This window comes from Mycobacterium cajalii, assembly GCF_045809005.2.
In the GTDB taxonomy this organism is placed as follows: Bacteria; Actinomycetota; Actinomycetes; order Mycobacteriales; family Mycobacteriaceae; genus Mycobacterium.
This window is the reverse complement of the sequence record NZ_CM141436.1, coordinates 3,947,643-3,963,398: the sequence shown is the minus strand read 5'-3', so window position 1 is coordinate 3,963,398 and position 15,756 is coordinate 3,947,643. Positions and strand designations below refer to the sequence as shown.

15 protein-coding genes and 1 pseudogene are annotated in these 15,756 nt (G+C 66.2%); 11 read left to right on the top strand and 5 right to left on the bottom strand.

Going from position 1 to position 15,756, the window contains the following annotated elements:
• Positions 1-98: 98 nt before the first annotated feature.
• The 4 genes from ACJ512_RS18840 to ACJ512_RS18825 all read left to right on the top strand — a co-directional run bounded on the left by ACJ512_RS18840 (position 99) and on the right by ACJ512_RS18825 (position 3,881).
• Positions 99-950 carry a mycofactocin-coupled SDR family oxidoreductase gene (locus ACJ512_RS18840; RefSeq protein WP_407687081.1) on the top strand — a complete coding sequence of 284 codons (852 nt, stop codon included), beginning with the start codon at positions 99-101 and terminating at the stop codon, positions 948-950.
• 22 nt (positions 951-972) lie between these two features.
• Entirely contained in the window at positions 973-2,253 is a 1,281-nt protein-coding gene (locus tag ACJ512_RS18835) for an FAS1-like dehydratase domain-containing protein (RefSeq protein ID WP_407687069.1), read from the top strand.
• 37 nt (positions 2,254-2,290) lie between these two features.
• A complete protein-coding gene (locus ACJ512_RS18830; protein ID WP_407687068.1) occupies positions 2,291-3,034 on the top strand; it encodes an enoyl-CoA hydratase-related protein in 744 nt (247 codons plus the stop codon).
• Positions 3,035-3,095: 61 nt separating this feature from the next.
• On the top strand, positions 3,096-3,881 hold the full coding sequence (locus tag ACJ512_RS18825; protein WP_407687067.1) for an enoyl-CoA hydratase/isomerase family protein: 786 nt from the start codon (positions 3,096-3,098) through the stop codon (positions 3,879-3,881).
• A 59-nt stretch (positions 3,882-3,940) separates the two neighbouring features.
• Here ACJ512_RS18825 and ACJ512_RS18820 read toward each other — a convergent pair whose 3' ends face one another.
• The 3 genes and pseudogenes from ACJ512_RS18820 to ACJ512_RS18810 all read right to left on the bottom strand — a co-directional run bounded on the left by ACJ512_RS18820 (position 3,941) and on the right by ACJ512_RS18810 (position 6,172).
• On the bottom strand, positions 3,941-4,279 hold the full coding sequence (locus tag ACJ512_RS18820) for a hypothetical protein (RefSeq protein WP_407687066.1): 339 nt from the start codon (positions 4,277-4,279) through the stop codon (positions 3,941-3,943).
• Between the two features lie 16 nt (positions 4,280-4,295).
• Positions 4,296-4,724 (bottom strand): annotated as a pseudogene (locus ACJ512_RS18815) (pyridoxamine 5'-phosphate oxidase family protein); the annotation flags it as partial.
• A 290-nt stretch (positions 4,725-5,014) separates the two neighbouring features.
• Positions 5,015-6,172, bottom strand: a complete 1,158-nt coding sequence (locus tag ACJ512_RS18810; RefSeq protein ID WP_407687065.1) for an acyl-CoA dehydrogenase family protein — start codon at positions 6,170-6,172, stop codon at positions 5,015-5,017.
• A gap of 190 nt (positions 6,173-6,362) precedes the next feature.
• Between ACJ512_RS18810 and ACJ512_RS18805 the strand changes: the two genes are divergently transcribed.
• From ACJ512_RS18805 to ACJ512_RS18790, 4 genes are all read left to right on the top strand, one after another.
• Positions 6,363-7,274, top strand: coding sequence for a TIGR03619 family F420-dependent LLM class oxidoreductase (locus ACJ512_RS18805; RefSeq protein WP_407687064.1), 912 nt, complete (start codon positions 6,363-6,365; stop codon positions 7,272-7,274).
• A 243-nt stretch (positions 7,275-7,517) separates the two neighbouring features.
• Positions 7,518-8,714: a cytochrome P450 gene (locus ACJ512_RS18800; RefSeq protein ID WP_407687063.1), complete on the top strand. Its 1,197-nt coding sequence runs from the start codon at positions 7,518-7,520 to the stop codon at positions 8,712-8,714.
• A complete protein-coding gene (locus tag ACJ512_RS18795) occupies positions 8,714-9,943 on the top strand; it encodes a CaiB/BaiF CoA transferase family protein (RefSeq protein ID WP_407687062.1) in 1,230 nt (409 codons plus the stop codon). The genes ACJ512_RS18800 and ACJ512_RS18795 overlap by 1 nt, the downstream gene beginning before the upstream one ends.
• Positions 9,940-10,626 carry a TetR/AcrR family transcriptional regulator gene (locus tag ACJ512_RS18790; RefSeq protein WP_407687061.1) on the top strand — a complete coding sequence of 229 codons (687 nt, stop codon included), beginning with the start codon at positions 9,940-9,942 and terminating at the stop codon, positions 10,624-10,626. Before ACJ512_RS18795 ends, ACJ512_RS18790 begins: the two co-directional genes overlap by 4 nt.
• Here the strand turns inward: ACJ512_RS18790 and ACJ512_RS18785 are convergent.
• Both ACJ512_RS18785 and ACJ512_RS18780 read right to left on the bottom strand, forming a co-directional pair.
• Positions 10,596-11,957, bottom strand: coding sequence for a TetR/AcrR family transcriptional regulator (locus tag ACJ512_RS18785; RefSeq protein WP_407687060.1), 1,362 nt, complete (start codon positions 11,955-11,957; stop codon positions 10,596-10,598). The two genes, ACJ512_RS18790 and ACJ512_RS18785, sit on opposite strands and share 31 nt — an antisense overlap.
• A gap of 42 nt (positions 11,958-11,999) precedes the next feature.
• Positions 12,000-12,317 (bottom strand): acyl-CoA synthetase, encoded by a 318-nt coding sequence (locus ACJ512_RS18780; RefSeq protein WP_407687059.1) that lies wholly within the window; start codon positions 12,315-12,317, stop codon positions 12,000-12,002.
• A 99-nt stretch (positions 12,318-12,416) separates the two neighbouring features.
• On the opposite strand from ACJ512_RS18780, the gene ACJ512_RS18775 reads away from it, so the two are divergent.
• The 3 genes from ACJ512_RS18775 to ACJ512_RS18765 all read left to right on the top strand — a co-directional run bounded on the left by ACJ512_RS18775 (position 12,417) and on the right by ACJ512_RS18765 (position 15,756).
• Positions 12,417-13,616, top strand: a complete 1,200-nt coding sequence (locus ACJ512_RS18775) for an amidohydrolase family protein (RefSeq protein ID WP_407687058.1) — start codon at positions 12,417-12,419, stop codon at positions 13,614-13,616.
• 40 nt (positions 13,617-13,656) lie between these two features.
• Positions 13,657-14,745, top strand: a complete 1,089-nt coding sequence (locus ACJ512_RS18770) for a Gfo/Idh/MocA family protein (RefSeq protein WP_407687057.1) — start codon at positions 13,657-13,659, stop codon at positions 14,743-14,745.
• A gap of 153 nt (positions 14,746-14,898) precedes the next feature.
• Entirely contained in the window at positions 14,899-15,756 is an 858-nt protein-coding gene (locus ACJ512_RS18765) for a hypothetical protein (RefSeq protein WP_407687056.1), read from the top strand.

Genomic DNA, 15,756 nt, shown 5'->3' with positions numbered 1-15,756 from the left:
CGGGCGCGACAACGGTATTCGCGGATCCGCAGGGTATGGGTGCCCACGGCAATCGATCTGGAAGGCAGCCTGACAAAGTGGGAAGAATGCAGGACAAAGTGGGAAGAGTGCAAGACAAGGTCATTCTGATCACCGGAGCCGCGCGCGGCCAGGGACGCAGCCACGCGGTCAAACTTGCCGAAGAGGGTGCCGACATCATTCTTTTCGACATCTGCCACGACATCGATACGAACGAATATCCGTTGGCCACACCACACGACCTCACCGAGGCGGGCCTCGAAGTCGAGAAGACCGGCCGGCGGGCCGTCACCGCCGAGGTTGACGTCCGCGACCGCGCGGCGCTGACCCGGGAACTCGCCAACGCCGTCGCCGAACTCGGCGGCAGGCTCGACGTTGTCGTGGCCAACGCCGGCATCTGCCCGCTCGGCAGCGACCTGCCCATCGGTGCCTTCGCCGACGCGTTCGACGTCGACTTCGTCGGTGTGGTCAACACCGTGCATGCCGCGCTGCCCTACCTGAAGTCCGGTGCGTCGATCATCACCACCGGCTCGATCGCCGGCCTGATCGCCGCCAGCCAGCCCGCCGCCGGCGGCCCGCTCGGACCGGGCGGGGCCGGCTACAGCTTCGCCAAACAGCTCGTGGATTCCTACACCCGAACCCTCGCCGCCCAGCTCGCGCCGATGTCGATTCGGGTCAACGTCGTTCACCCCACCAACTGCAATACCGGGATGCTCAACAGCGACCCGATGTACAAGCAGTTCCGGCCCGATCTCGAGCACCCGACCCGCGATGACGCACTGCTGGCATTTCCGGCGATGCAAGCCATGCCGGTGCCCTACGTCGAGCCCGAGGACATCTCGCAGGTCGTGTGCTTCCTGGCCTCCGATGAATCGCGCTACGTGACCGGCAGTCAGTTCAAGGTCGACGCCGGAGCAATGCTGAAGTTCTGAATTGGAGACACAGGGAGAAACAATGACGACCGCAGAAGCAGCCGCTGTCGAGGGCCGCATCACCGACGAAGACATCGCCCGGGCCAAGGCCCAGATCGGCATCCCGGTCAACCAGCGCGACGAAACCTGGAATCGGTTGCCCAGCGCCGATGCCATCAGCCATTTCGCGTTCGGCTGCGGCGATGACAACCCGCTGTTCCACGACCCCGGCTACGGGGCCACGACACGCTGGCACGGACAGATCGCCCCACCGACGTTCCCGATCAGCACAGGTCTGGACCAGACACCCCGGTTCACCGATCCCGAACGCAAGAAGCTGTTCCGCGGACTGTTCCGCGGCACCGGTAAGTACTACTCCGGCGTGAAATGGACCTGGTATCAGCCGATTTACGCCGGCAGGCCAGTGCTGGCGGAGAACTACACCCTCGATGTGCAGGTCAAGGAGAGCGAGTTCTCCGGTGGGCGTTCGGTCAAAGAGACCTTCCGATACCTCTATGTCGATATCGACGGCACCCCGCTGGCCACCCGTGACGAGTCCTACATCAACGCCGAACGCCAGGGCTCGAAGAAGTCCGGCAAGTACTCCCACATCACCCGGCAGCACTGGACCGAGGAGGAATTCGCCAAGGTTGAACAGGCCTACGACACCGAGGTACGCCGCGGCGCCGAGCCGCAATGGTGGGAGGACGTGGCCGTCGGTGACGAGCTGCCGGCGGTGATGAAGGGACCGCTGACGGTGGTGGACATCATCAGCATGCATATGGGTTGGGGCTGGGGCGGTTACGGCGTCGGCCCCTTGAAGTACGCCCATCAGCTGCGCCAGCGGATGCCGGCGTTCTATCAGCCCGATGAGTACGGTGTGCCCGATGTCGTGCAGCGGCTGCACTGGGATCCCGCCCGAGCGCAGGCCCTCGGAATCCCCGCGCCCTACGACTACGGGCAGATGCGGGCCGCCTGGGTGAGCCACTTGCTGACCAACTGGATCGGTGATGACGGTTGGCTGGCCGAAATGGATCTGCAGCTGCGCGGCTTCAACTACATGGGTGACACTCACCGGATGACGGGCATGGTCACCGCCAAGGGCGACGAGCCGGGTACCGCGGTGTTGCTGGACGTCAGGGGAGTCAGTCAGCGCGACGAAGCCACCACCCAAGGGACGGCGAAGGTCCTGTTGCCGTCCAGGCAAACCGGTGCGGTGGTATTGCCGGTGGCCGACGAGGATCTCAGGCGACGCGGCGCGCAGGTGGTGTCGCGGATGTCGGGCAAGGTCGGTGAGGAGATGCGCCGACTGCACGGGGAGTGACGGCCGGCATGAGACCACCTGCGGCACAACGGCAGCGATGAACGGCATCACCACGCACACCACCGGATCGATCCTGCGCATCGTGCTGGACCGGCCGGACAAGCGCAACGCGGTGAACACGTCGATGCTGCGGGAGCTGACCGCCGCGATCGCGACGGCCCGGGATGACGCGGTGCGCGTCGTGGCGCTCACCGGTGCCGGCCAGGCGTTCTGCGCCGGTGGCGACCTGAGCGGGGTCGACACCGAGGGTGCGGTGGTCGCCGCGAACGAGGTGGTCCAGGCGATCACGCAGCTACCGAAACCGGTGGTCGCCGGTGTGCGTGGCGCAGCGGCGGGTGTCGGGTGTTCGCTGGCCCTGGCCTGCGACTTGGTGATCGCGGCGCGCTCGGCCTTCTTCCAACTCGCCTTCACCAAGGTCGGGCTGATGCCCGACGGCGGGGCGTCGGCGTTACTGCCCGCCGCGATCGGGCGGGCGCGCGCCGCCCGGATGGCCCTGCTGGCCGAAAAGATCCCGGCCACCGATGCGTTCGACTGGGGCATGATTAGTCACCTTGTCGACGACGAGGCATTCGACGACGAAGTGGAGTCGGTGCTGCGCGCCCTGGCGGCCGGACCGACAACGTCATACGGATGGACCAAACGTGCACTGACAACCACGACACTGCCCCACCTGACGGGCGCTCAAGCGCTGGAAGCCCAAGGGCAACAGGCATTGACGCAGACTGACGATTTTCGTCGTGCCGTGCGGGCGTTTCGTCGCGGCCCGAGACCGGGCAACTAAACCCTGATACGCCGGCGCAGCCGCCGTCAGGCGGCGTCGGCCCGATGACCAAGGACTACCGATGACAGATTTAGGCGCGCTGGACACCATCGAGTTCGACGTGGCAGACCACGTCGCCACCGTCACCCTCAACCGGCCCGATCGACTCAACAGCTTCAACGAGCAGATGGCCACCGAGTTCGCGGCGGTGTGGGCCACCGTGCGCGACGACGACGACATCCGCGTCGCCGTGTTGCGCGCCAACGGCGATCGCGCGTTCTGCACCGGCATCGACGTGTCCGAGGGGGTGTGGTGGTACCACAAGCCGATCTTCAACCAGGAGGACCCTGGCACCCTGCTCGGGCCCAAAGCCTACAAGGTCTGGAAGCCGGTGATCGGCGCTCTGCACGGCATGGTCGCCGGCGGTGCAATGTATTTCGTCAACGAGTGCGACTTCGCCATTTGCGCAGAGTCGACCGAATTCTTCGATCCGCACGCCAACGCCGGTGTCGTCTCCGCGCTCGAGCCGATGGGCATGCTGGCCCTGGGCCTGCCCTACGGCGAGGTGATGCGCTGGGCGCTGCTCGGCAGCGAGGAGCGGATCACCGCCTCGACCGCGCTGCGGATCGGTCTGGTGACCGAGGTCGTACCCGTCGACCAACTGCGAAGCCGCGCTGCTGAATTGGCCGCCGAGATCGCCTCCCGGCGACCACAGAGCGTGCAGGGCACCGTGCGGGCCATGTGGGAGGCGCGCGACTTGCCGCCGAGCCTGGCGCAGCGCCACGGCCTGTACTACACCCACATCGGCAACGCCGGTGAGGGCCAGAGCGACTCCCGGATCAACAAGAAGGCACCACGCCGGCGTTGAGGTGAGGGGCGCATATCGTCGCGAGCCGGGCCTGACTGACCGCAACGGCGCTCGCATCATCAGACGGCGTCGGCGAAGGAGAAGGTGCGAACTCGCTTGAGCCGCAGCGTGACCAGTGTGTCGGTGTGCGCGCCGGCTACCGCGCTGGCCACCGCACCCTGCGCGATGACACCCCGGATCGTGGCGTAGCTCGCGAAACTGTCGGCGACCAGGCACGCGGGGAATTCGCTTCTGATGCAGACGTCCGCGGCGGCGGACACGTGCAGTTCGCCGTCGCGGACGGTCCCTCCGAGCACCGAAGCCGGCAGAGCCACCAACCCACTGTCGTCGTCGAAGCAGATCGCCCCGGTCGGCCGGCCCTCGAGGAATTCGTCGAGGTCGCGGGACGACATAGCCATCGGTCCACGTCGAATCTCACGGCGTTGCATGGTCACTGCCCGATCCGCGCGCTGCCGTCAGGTTGGTTGCAACAATCTCATTGACCGCGACCCGAATGATGCAGCGCTTCCCGCTGATCAGCCGGTCTCTGACCGTGGCCATCACCGCATCGGGCACTCGCGCATCAGAAGAAGCCGAGCTCATCAGGGCGTCGACTTCGTCGCGCGTCGGGAGGGAGATCTCGGCACGCCCCCGCACCGACACCCACGACGCGTCCGGCTCGGGCCCGGACTGAACCAGGCAGGCGACCTCGGGGCGGGCGCGGATGTTTGCGACCTTGGCGCTCTTCGTATATGTGGTGTACAGCAACTCGCCACCCCCGTAAGCGGTCGTGCGCATCGCATATCCCATGAGTTCACCCGCGGCGTCCCGGCAGAACAGAAATGCGCGATGGTGGCGGCCTAGGAAGTCGGCGACATCCGGCGAGCCGCCATGGCCGACACGTCAGTCCCGACGTTGGGCTGCGCCGACACACTGCCCCCCGCAGGGCGGGCGGTGTCTTCCGCCGTCACCGCGTCGATCACCCCTGCTCTCACGCCCAACCCACCGAAACAGCTATATGGCCGACTATATCGGGAGCCTCCCGGCACGATTCGGCGGAAGGACGAAGTCGTGCCTGGCGTGAACGCGGCCAGGTGGCGGTGAGGAAAACGATGACGCTGAAGTTCAACCGGCTGTCCATCTAGCGCTGCGGCCTAGAGGCCGCCGCGGGCGACCAGTTGGGCGGCGATGACGTTGCGTTGAATCTCGTTGGTGCCTTCCCCGACGATCATCAATGGTGCGTCGCGGAAGTAGCGCTCGACGTCGTATTCGGTGGAATACCCGTAGCCGCCGTGGATCCGCACCGCATTGAGTGCGATCTCCATCGCGACCTCCGAAGCGAACAGCTTGGCCATCCCGGCCTCCATGTCGCAGCGTTGGCCACTGTCGTAGCGTTCGGCGGCGTAGCGGGTCAGCTGGCGGGCGGCGGTCAGCTTGGTGGCCATGTCGGCGAGGTAGTTGCCGACGGCTTGGTGCTTCCAGATCGGTTGGCCGAAGCTCTCCCGGTCCTGGGCGTAGGCCAGGGCATCGTCGAGAGCTGCCGTCGCCACACCCAGCGCTCGTGACGCCACCTGAATGCGGCCGGTTTCCAGGCCTTTCATCATCTGACCGAAACCACGACCGGGCTCACCGCCCAGGATCGCCGACGCAGGAACCCGGCAGTCGTCAAAGGACAGCTCGCAGGACTCGACACCCTTGTAGCCGAGCTTGGGCAGGTCCCGGGAGATCGTCAACCCCGCGGTCGGCGATGCGACGAGCACCACCGAGATGCCCTTGTGCCGGGGCATGGCCTGCGGATCGGTCTTGCACAGCAGCGCGATCAGACCAGACCTGCGGGCATTGCTGATCCACGTCTTGGCCCCGTTGATCACCAAGTCGTCTTCGTCGCGGCGGGCGATGGTGGCCATGTTCTGCAGATCGGAACCACCGCCGGGCTCGGTCAGCGCCATCGTCGCGCGCAGCTGCCCGGTGGCCATCGCCGGCAGGTAGGCCTGCTTCTGTTTCTCGGTGCCGAAGGTCTCCAGCAACTTGGCCACCACGGTGTGCCCGCCCATCGCTCCGGCCAGGCTCATCCACCCGCGGGCGAGTTCCTGGGTGACCTCGACGTAGCAGGGCATCGACACCGGGGTACCGCCGTAGCGCTCGCTGATCGCCAGGCCGTAGATCCCGATCTGCTTCATCTGCTCGATCCACGCCTCGGGGTAGCTGTTGGCGTGCTCGACCTCACGCACCGACGGTTTGACCTCGCGGTCGACGAACGCCCGAACTGTCTCCACCAGCATCGTTTCTTCGTCATTGAGTGCAGTGCTCACGGGCGTTGCTCCAAAGTTCCCCGTCCTACGGCCGAACCCCCAAAATAGCTATATGGTTGACTATATAGGAGGTGCCCGGCACGATACGGCGGAAGGTACATCGACCGCTGCGACGCGGTGCTGCGAAACAGCGGCGTGCCGGCTGGTATCGATACCCAACGTAGGCGCTCATGGCGGCGGTGAGGAAACGATGACGTTGAAGTTCAACCTGCTGTTCCCCATGCGGGCCGTCAAGCACTGGGAGCGCTGGTCGGAGGGCGCAAGCATCGGCGAGATCGCCAAACTGGTCGAGGATTCGGGATTTCACGGCTTTTCCATGAGCGAACACCCGTACCCGGACAAGGCCTGGCTCGCCCACGGCGGCCACCACGCCTTCGATCCGTTCGTCTCCCTGAGCTTCGCCGCAGCAGCCACCCGGACGCTGCGCGTCATCACCTTCGTGATGGTCGCCGGCTACCGCAATCCGTACCTGGCTGCCAAGGCCGCGGCCAGCCTGGACGTGCTCTCCGGCGGTCGCTTCACCCTCGGCACGGCGGCGGGCTACCTGAAAAGCGAATTCGGTGCCCTCGGAGCGGATTTCCCCCGCAGGGGCCAGCTGATGGACGAGGCGATCGAAGCCTGGAAAAGCACCTGGGCTGGCCAGGAGCATCTGGGAGGGGAGTTCGGCGTGGCCGATCATGTCGCACTTCCGTTGCCCCGAACCCCGGGCGGCCCACCGGTGTGGATCGGGGGCAACGGTGTGGCCGCGCGCCGCCGGGTGGTCGAGGTCGCCGACGGCTGGATCCCGATGGCCGCCTCGGGGGAGTTCGCCGAGATCACCCGCGCCCGCGCACTCGAGCGCATCGATGTGCTGGCCGACTGGATCGCCGAAGTGAACACACGGCGCGCCGAACGCGGCCGCGGCCCGGCCGAGGTCGCGTTCATGCCGTTCGAGGCCGACCTGCTCGCGCAGGGCTGCGAGGCGTTGTGCTCGGCAGTGCAGCCCAAACTCCCCGACTACGCCGCCGCGGGGGTCACCTGGGTCACCGTGGAGCCGGTCAGCAGGAGTCTGACCGACTTCCGCAGCGACGTCGCGATGCTATCCGGCCTCATCGGCGGTTGAGTCCCTTCCGCCCGCGATCGCAGCCGCACGGCCGATTGACGGGCGAACCCGTTGGGACAGTCGATGACTGGCGTTCTGCAGGCCATCGGGGTCTCGGTGGGCATCGCGCGGTATGGGGGTCGTCACGTCCCAGAATCGTTGTGATCTGGGTCTCGACTTTTGGTCGCTACACTTGATACTGTCTGCGGGTATGTGTCGCATTAATGCGACTTGCATCCACGATCATCGCAGAGGGGGATTGTCGTGACCACGGTCCACCGACCCGCCGAGCAGTGTCCGACGCTGAACTTCGACTACACCGAGGCCAAGCCGGTCGGGGGCTGGCTGAACACCTATGACGAGTTGCGGTCACGATTTCCGTGGTTCCGCAACGAGTTCGGTCCCGGATTCTGGACCATGGTCAACTACCAGGGAATCCTGCAGATCATGCAGGACCCGGAGACCTTCTCCAACAGCGTCGTCGTTGCGACCGAGCCGAATCCGCCGTACAAGTGGATCCCGGAAATGCTCGATGGCGACGAACACAAGCAATGGCGCCACCAACTCGCACCGTTGTTCGCGCCGGGAGCAGTCGAACGCCTCGAACCCAAGATCCGCCAGCGCGCCGTCGAGCTGATCGACGAGATCGCCGAGGGCGGCAATTGCGACTTCATGGCTGAATTCGCCCAGCGGTTTCCGACCACGATCTTTTTGGAGTTGATGGGGCTGCCCGTCGACGAGCTCGACCAGTTCATGGCGTGGGAACACGACATCCTGCACGCCGGCGGCAACGACGAGGAACGCCAGCACAAGCAACTCGACGCGATGATGGCGGTGATGGGGCGGTTTGTCACCCTGATCGCCGAGCGCCGCGAGCAGCCGCGCGACGACATCATCAGCAAGGCCCTGGACTACCAGATCGATGGCCAGCCGGTCACCGATGCCGACCTGTTGTCGTTCTGCCTGCTGATGTTCATGGCCGGGCTCGACACCGTGTCGGTGACGCTGGGCTGGACGTTTTGGCACCTGGCCACCCACGACGAGGACCGAGCCCGGATCGTCGCGGACCCCGCGATAATCCCGACCGCGATCGAAGAGTTCCTGCGTGCCTACGCCATCGTCATCCCCGCTCGCAAGGTGATGAAAGACGTTGAGATACAGGGATGTCCGATGAAAGCCGGTGATATGGTGTGTATCCCGCTGAATTCCGCCACCCGCGACAATGCTGCGTTCCCGAACGCCTCGACCGTTGACATCACCCGAAAGCCGAACAACCACATCGGATTCGGCGCTGGACCGCACCGCTGCCTGGGCTCACATCTGGCCCGCCGCGAACTCAAGATCGCCCTGGAGGAGTGGCACAGACGGATCCCCGACTACCGGCTTGCTGCGGGGGCCGACCTGACCGAGACGGGCGGGCAGCTGGGGCTGGAAACGCTGCCGCTGGTCTGGGACCGCTGATGCAGCGCCCGCTGGACGGCGTGCGCGTCCTGGAAGTCGCTCAGTTCACCTTCGTACCCGCCGCCGGCGCCGTCCTGGCCGACTGGGGCGCGGATGTCATCAAAGTCGAAAACCCCGTCACCGGTGACGCGCAGCGCGGCCTGGTCAAAGTCCTCGGCAACGCGGTGACCGCGCCAGGCTCGTCGTTCGCCCCCATCATGGAGGCACCCAACCGCGGTAAGCGCAGCATCGGACTGGGCCTGACCACCGCCGAGGCAAGGCCGATCCTCGAGGAGCTGGTCCGCCGCAGCGATGTGTTCTTGACCAACTATCTGCCCGATGTCCGCGCCAAGCTACGGATCGACGTCGACGACGTGCGCAAGATCAATCCCGACATCATCTACGTCGTGGGCAGCGGATACGGCATGGACGGGCCCGACCGTAACACCGGCGCCTACGACGCGACGGCCTACTGGGCGCGGGGCGGCAGCGCCCACGGCGTAACACCCGCCGACGCTGACAAGGTCGCCTTCATGCCAGCGGGCGCCTACGGCGACAACATCGGCGCGCTGGCCATTGCCGGTGGGGTCGCGGCAGCGCTGTACGGCAGGAGGGTCACCGGGCAGCCATCTGTGCTCGACGTGTCGCTGCTGGCCGTCGGTGCCTGGGCGACTCAGTTCAGCGTGAACCTGGCTCTGCTCAGCGGTGGCCATCTGCCCAAGATCGACACCAGAACCCAGGCCCCCGGCAACCCGCTGACGGGCAACTACCGCACCCGCGACGGGCGGTTCATCCAGCTGTCGATGCTGCAACCGACCCGATACTGGCCCGAATTCTGCGAGCTGATGGGTTGCGGCGAGTACGCCGACGACCCGCGGTTCAGTTCGTTGGAAGCACTGGCCGAAAATGCCGAGGTGGCCTGCGATATCGTCGCCCACGCGATCGAGACCCGAACCTTCGACGAGTGCGTGCGGCGGCTCAAGAAGGGGACCGGCGCCTGGGCCGCGGTGGCCGACGGCTGGGACGTCGGCAATGACGAGGCGCTGATCGCCAACGGGCGCATCGTCGACATCGTCGACGCCGACGGGCAACCGCAGAAACTGGTCGCCAATCCGGTGAAGTTCGACGACGCGGTGTTGTCGCTGACCCGGGCGCCGCAGTTCGCCGAGCACACCGACGATGTGCTCCGCGAACTCGGCCTCGACGATGACGCGCTCATCGAGTTGAAGGTCGCCGGCGCGATCACATGACCGCAGTACAGCCCGAGCGCAGCGACGACGGCTCCGTGCGGGCACGGCTTATCCGGGCCGCCGACGTGGAAGTTGACGAGCGCGGCGTCGACGGGCTGCGCATGGAAGCCGTTGCACAGCGGGCCGGTGTGTCCCGGGCCACCGCATTCCGGCAGCTGGGCAGCGTCTCCGAACTGCTGATCCAAGTGGCCCTGCTGCGCGCCGAGCGTCACATCCAGGCCGTGCATCACCTGGTGCATGTCAAGAACGGGGCGTTCGCCAAGATCGAGGCGGCATTGATCTACACCGCTCGCGAGTTGCCCACCGATCCGGCGATCGTCGCCCTGATCGCCCGCCACTCGGCTTCGGTGCACCACCCGCGTGTGCACGAGTCGGCAGTGCGGGTGATGGGCCCGGTGCTCGAGGAGGGGCAGACACGGGGCGAGATCCGCACCGATGTCGGGCTCGACGACCTGATCGATTTTCTCGTAGAGCAGACCTACCTGGCCGCCGAGGAGGTCGACCGTTCCGAACCTTCTGTGCGTAAACGCTTCCGGCAGTTCATCATTCCGGCACTGGAGGCCAAGGGTGGGGTAGGCGGTGAATTCCTCTCCCATGCCCGCGAGGTCGAACAAGCGGTGTCAGCGGCAACCGTGGCGCTGGAGAACCTCAGTCAATGGCTGCGCGGGCGTGGGCTCGGGTGAACGGTGCCGTCCCGCGGTTCAAGATCACCCAGCAGCGCGCGTTGCAACACCAACAGCATGAGGCTCGCGGCCTCGTAGTCGCTGACGTTGCGCCGCCGCGAGATCGACAGTTCTGTCATCCGGCCCAGCACCGACAAGAACACGGCGGCAGCAACCCGCCGGTCAATGCCGGCCGGCAACCGCACGCCGTCCAGTAGCGCGCTGACCGCAACGTGGAACCCGCCCATGCCGCGGACCACCGCGTCACCGGCGAGCTGCTGGGCCAAGGTCCCGTCGTACCAGGCGCGGATGACGCCGCTGTAGCTGCGATGGAAATGGACGTAGCGACCCAGCCAGGAATGCAGCGTGCCGACGTCGATGCCGCTGCGGGCCAGCTCGTGAAGTTGCGCCGCGAGGTGCGCGCCTTCCAGAACCGACCAGCCGGTGAGCTCCTCGAGGATCTTGACCTTGGTGCTGAAATGCCGATACAACGTCGCGCGGCTGACCGAGGCCGCCGCGGCAATGTCCTCCATCGCGACCGAGTAGTACCCGCGCTCGTTGAACAGCACCGAGCTCGCCGAGAGCACGTCCTGACGGATCGGCGACACACTGAAAGCATCTGGCTCTTTGGGCAGTCCGAACGCCGGTGCCGTCGGCTCATCGCGCACGACAGCGGCCTCTGTCGGCACTGAGATGATTTCGGCGATGTAGTCGGCGGGTGTCTCGGGGAAGAGCAGCAGCTGCATCGTGACGGTCAACGAGTCCGTGGTGCGGGCGGCCGAGCGCAGGCCGAACATCCCGCGAAAGCGGTACAGGTTGACCATGTGCGCGATACGCAGCAGCGCGGCAGCGGCGTCGGCGGCCTCGATGCCGCGGATCCCCGCGTCGCGCAGCTTGCGGGTGATCAAGTCGGCGTATTGCCCTGAAACCGCGCCCGCCTCGGTCTGGGGCAGCCCTTCGATCGCGCCGACGCCGGGGAACTCCAGGAACACCATCGCGTACTTGTCGTACAGCTGCGCCCACTCGGTCAGCCACCGGTGCAGGCTGCGCACGCCGTCGGCATCGGGGCCCAGCCGCCCCAGCCGGGTGGCGTGCTCGAGCACCGCCGGTTCACACTGGCGCACCAGCTCCCGGAAGATGTCGTCCTTGCTCTCGAAGTACTGATAGATCGTGGCGCGCGACCCGCCGACCGCCTTGGCGATCGCATCGATCGAGGTGCCGTGATAGCCGTGTTCGACGAACAGCGCTCCCGCGTGGGCCACGATCTGCTCGCGGGTATGCATGCCGCGACGGCCGACCGCGGGATTGGTCGGCGCGTACCCCGGGCGGCGCACCCGCTGCGGACTCTTCATCGCAGTCCCCATCATCGCTGAACGGGGCCCGTGATGGGGGATTCAGGCATCGGCCGGTGGCGCCGCGGTGCGCTTGGCCTTGCCGGGGTAGCCGAAGAACGACTCGAAGTTGGCATCGTTGATCGGGTTGGCGGCATTGCGCTTCGCCGCCGCCTGCAAGGTGGTCAGCCGGGCCGTCGCGGTGGCCAGCGCGTCTTGGTCATCGAGGTGCTGCAGCTGCGCCACGCGTTCGGCGGTTGCCGCGATCTCCAGTCGCAGTCGTTCGCCAGCCTCGGTGAACGTGAGCAGGTCGTGGTCGGTCTCGTCGATCTTTTCGCGGGCGCCGCCGGCAGGCGGCGACGTTTCGTGGATCCCGGACATTTTCTGCCTCTCCGCTCTTTACGGGTGTGGTCTGCATCCTATACGGTGTGAGATGAACCGTCAGAAATCAAGATGACGCGTCAGAATTCGGAGGCACCGATGCCCCTACAAGACCACCACCAGATCGTGTCGGTCGACGACCACCTCATCGAGCACCCGCGAGTGTGGCAGGACCGGTTGCCGCAGAAGTACCGGGAGGCCGGCCCGCGCATCATCGAGCAGAGCGGCCAGCACCTGTGGTCCTACGACGGTCAAGTGTTCCCGACCATCGGGCTCAACGCGGTGGCGGGCAAGCCGATGGAGGAGTGGGGGACCGATCCGGTCCGCTACGAGGACATGATCCCGGGCTGCTATGACCCAGTGGCGCGGATCGCCGACATGGATCTCGACGGCGTGCAGGCTGCGTTGTGCTTCCCGTCGTTCCCCGGGTTCGCCGGCGGTACCTTCTTCCGCGGACAGGACAAGGAGTTGGCCCTGCTGTGTGTGCAGGCCTGGAATGACTTCTACATCGACGAATGGTGTGCGACGGCCCCGGACCGCTTCATCCCGCTGGCGATCCTGCCGGTGTGGGATGCCGCCGCCTCGGTCGCCGAGGCGAAGCGAGTGGCCGCCAAGGGTGCGCGCACGGTGTCCTTCCCCGACAGCCCGGTGCCACTGGGCCTGCCATCGTTCCACTCCGCGCACTGGGACGGGCTCTGGCAGGTCTGCTCGGATGCACAGATGCCGGTTTCACTGCACTTCGGGTCGGGCGCCTATGTCCCCGGGTTCTCGTTCTCCTCGATGAAGCCCGGGAACGATATGCTGGCGGCGCGGCCGGATGCACCGTTTGCGGTCGCCATCGCTTTGTTCGCCACCAATCTGATGTGGACCACCGTGGACCTGCTGTTCTCGGGCAAGCTGCAGCAGTTTCCGGACCTGCAGTTCTCACTGGCCGAAGGCGGCATCGGCTGGATCCCCTACATCCTGGAACGCACCGACTACGTGTGGGAGCGCCACCGCTACTACCAGCCGATCGACTTCGACGCCCGCCCGTCGGAATTGTTCCGCAAGCACTTCTGGGGCTGCTTCATCGACGACGAAAACGGGGTGAAGAACCGACACGAGATCGGCATCGACCGCATCACCGTGGAGGTCGACTTCCCGCACAGCGACTCCACCTGGCCCAACTCGCGTAAACGCCTGACCGAGGTACTGGCCGATGTCCCCGACGACGAATGCTCGCTGATCGTCGAGGAGAACGCCCGCCGGATGCTCAACTTCCCCCGGGTGCCGGTGCGGGAGGCGGCTCTGTCCGGGTAGCCGCGGAGTCCATGCCTTTCGACCCCAAGGACGGGATTCGATGACATTGCGGGTGGGCGTGATCGGTGTCGGCTGGGGCGCGCATGTGCAGGTGCCCGGCTTCCGGGCTGCAGCCGGATTCGACCCGGTGGCACTGTGTGCACGCACGCCGGAACGGTTGGAGCGTGCTGCGGCCAAGCTGGGCATCGCCGACACCTCCACCGACTGGCGTGACTTCGTCGCCCGCGGCGACCTCGACGTCATCTCGGTTGCCACCCCCACGGTGCGCCACCACGAGATGACACTGGCTGCCCTCACTGCCGGCAAGGCCGTCCTGTGCGAAAAGCCGCTGGCCGCCGACTTGCAGGCGGCCAGAGAGATGGTGCGCGCCGCCGAGGCCTCGGGCCGTCCCACCGCGTGCTGCTTCGAGAACCGCTGGAATCCGGACTGGCTGACTCTGTCCGATATGGTCGGGTCGGGGTATCTCGGCAAGCAGTACTTCGCCAGGGTCAGCCGTAGCGCCTCGTACTGGCATCCCAGCCACCCGCCGCAGGCCCACTGGATGTATGACCGCGACTCCGGCGGCGGGTATCTCGCCGGAATGCTGGTGCACGACATCGACTTTCTGTGCAACCTGGCCGGCCGCCCGGTGTCGGTGTGCGCCGAGGTTCATACCAGCGAACCGGAGCGCACGCTGCCGGACGGTCAGCGGTTGCCCATCACCGCCGACGACACCGCGGCGCTGCTGATGCGGATGGAGTCCGGGATGACCGCGGTCCTCAGCGTCTCGGTGATGGGGGTGCACGCCGACCACTGCCGGCTCGAATTGTTTGGAGCCGACGGCACGATCGTCGGTGACGGCACGCTGCGCTCGGCGATCTACCAGTGCGGCCAGGTGGGGGAGCCCGGGCTTAGCACGCTGCAGGTCGTCGACCGCGCGCCAGAGCACCCCGAGAACCTGCCTGCGGGCCTGGCTGGCCACGCCGCCCGCGCCATGGCGCTGATGCTGCAGGACTGGCGACCCGCGTTCGACGGGCAACCAAGTGCCGCGCCGAGCTTCGCCGACGGCTTCCTCAGCCTCGCGGTGATCGACGCGGCGCAGCGCTCCGCGCGCGGCGGTGGCTGGGCGAGCGTCGACGTGACAGTCTGACGCTTCCTCACCGGCGGCGCTGCTGATAACGTCAACTAAGTTAGCTATCTGGACCGTGATGGAGCGAAGGCGGGAGGTTGTGTGCTCTTAGCCGAAACTCCGACGCCGCCAGCGCTCGTAGCCCCGGCGGGCACGTGGTTCTTCAATTGGGTGATGCCCGTCCTCGGCGGTGTGATCATCGTCTTGGCCGTGGTCGATTCCGTCCGCCGGCGTCGGCTCACCTGGGGATTTCTGTTCCTGATCAACAGCACGCTGGTGTACTGGATGGAGACGATCGGCGACTGGGGTCAGGAACTGGTGTACAGCCCCACGTTCCGGACCCACCACCTGCTGGACTGGCTTCCGTTGAAAACGCCCCACGATCCGCTATTCATGCCCTTCGCCTACGCGATGTATTGGACCGTGCACGCGTTGGCGGTGCTGTGGCTCGGCGGTTTGCTGGCCAGGAAGTTCCGCTGGAGCATGCTCAAAGCAATTCTCGTGCTTGCCATCCCGGTCAACTATGCGTGGGACTTCTTCGTCGAAGGCATCGCCGCGGCAATGGGATGGTGGACCTATGACCCCGGGATGGGGCCGGTACTCCGATTCGCCAACGGCGGGCAGATCACGCTGCTGTGGACCATCGGCCTGATGTGCTTCTGGCCCAATCTGATCGCCTACTGGGCCGGCAAGCCACCGGTGCGCGGGCTCAATCACTTCGAGCGCTTCTTTCGCCTCGAGCGTTTCACCCGGCCCAAACCCACACCGGCGCAGACCGACACGGGTCACGTGGCGGTCAGCTCCGCGCAGACCGCTACCGCGACGTTGGCGCCGGCCGCTCAGCGCCCCAGTAATCAGCTGGAATACGATGACTTGCTCGACTACGAGGTGACCATCCCGCGCTGGAAGTTCGAGCTCGCCCGTTTCGGGTCCTGGTTCGTCGTGTTCCAGGTCAGCTTCTTCATCATGCTCGTCGCGCCGCTGGTGCTGATGCGGATCATCACCGGCAACGACAGCATCTATATCCCCTGA

Coding starts and splice junctions, on each gene's coding strand:
- ACJ512_RS18770 (WP_407687057.1), top strand. CDS start 13,657: ATGACATTGCGGGTGGGCGTGATCGGTGTCGGCTGGGGCGCGCATGTG.
- ACJ512_RS18825 (WP_407687067.1), top strand. CDS start 3,096: ATGACAGATTTAGGCGCGCTGGACACCATCGAGTTCGACGTGGCAGAC.
- ACJ512_RS18820 (WP_407687066.1), bottom strand. CDS start 4,279: ATGGCTATGTCGTCCCGCGACCTCGACGAATTCCTCGAGGGCCGGCCG.
- ACJ512_RS18835 (WP_407687069.1), top strand. CDS start 973: ATGACGACCGCAGAAGCAGCCGCTGTCGAGGGCCGCATCACCGACGAA.
- ACJ512_RS18765 (WP_407687056.1), top strand. CDS start 14,899: ATGCCCGTCCTCGGCGGTGTGATCATCGTCTTGGCCGTGGTCGATTCC.
- ACJ512_RS18785 (WP_407687060.1), bottom strand. CDS start 11,957: ATGAAGAGTCCGCAGCGGGTGCGCCGCCCGGGGTACGCGCCGACCAAT.
- ACJ512_RS18805 (WP_407687064.1), top strand. CDS start 6,363: ATGACGTTGAAGTTCAACCTGCTGTTCCCCATGCGGGCCGTCAAGCAC.
- ACJ512_RS18780 (WP_407687059.1), bottom strand. CDS start 12,317: ATGTCCGGGATCCACGAAACGTCGCCGCCTGCCGGCGGCGCCCGCGAA.
- ACJ512_RS18830 (WP_407687068.1), top strand. CDS start 2,291: ATGAACGGCATCACCACGCACACCACCGGATCGATCCTGCGCATCGTG.
- ACJ512_RS18775 (WP_407687058.1), top strand. CDS start 12,417: ATGCCCCTACAAGACCACCACCAGATCGTGTCGGTCGACGACCACCTC.
- ACJ512_RS18795 (WP_407687062.1), top strand. CDS start 8,714: ATGCAGCGCCCGCTGGACGGCGTGCGCGTCCTGGAAGTCGCTCAGTTC.
- ACJ512_RS18790 (WP_407687061.1), top strand. CDS start 9,940: ATGACCGCAGTACAGCCCGAGCGCAGCGACGACGGCTCCGTGCGGGCA.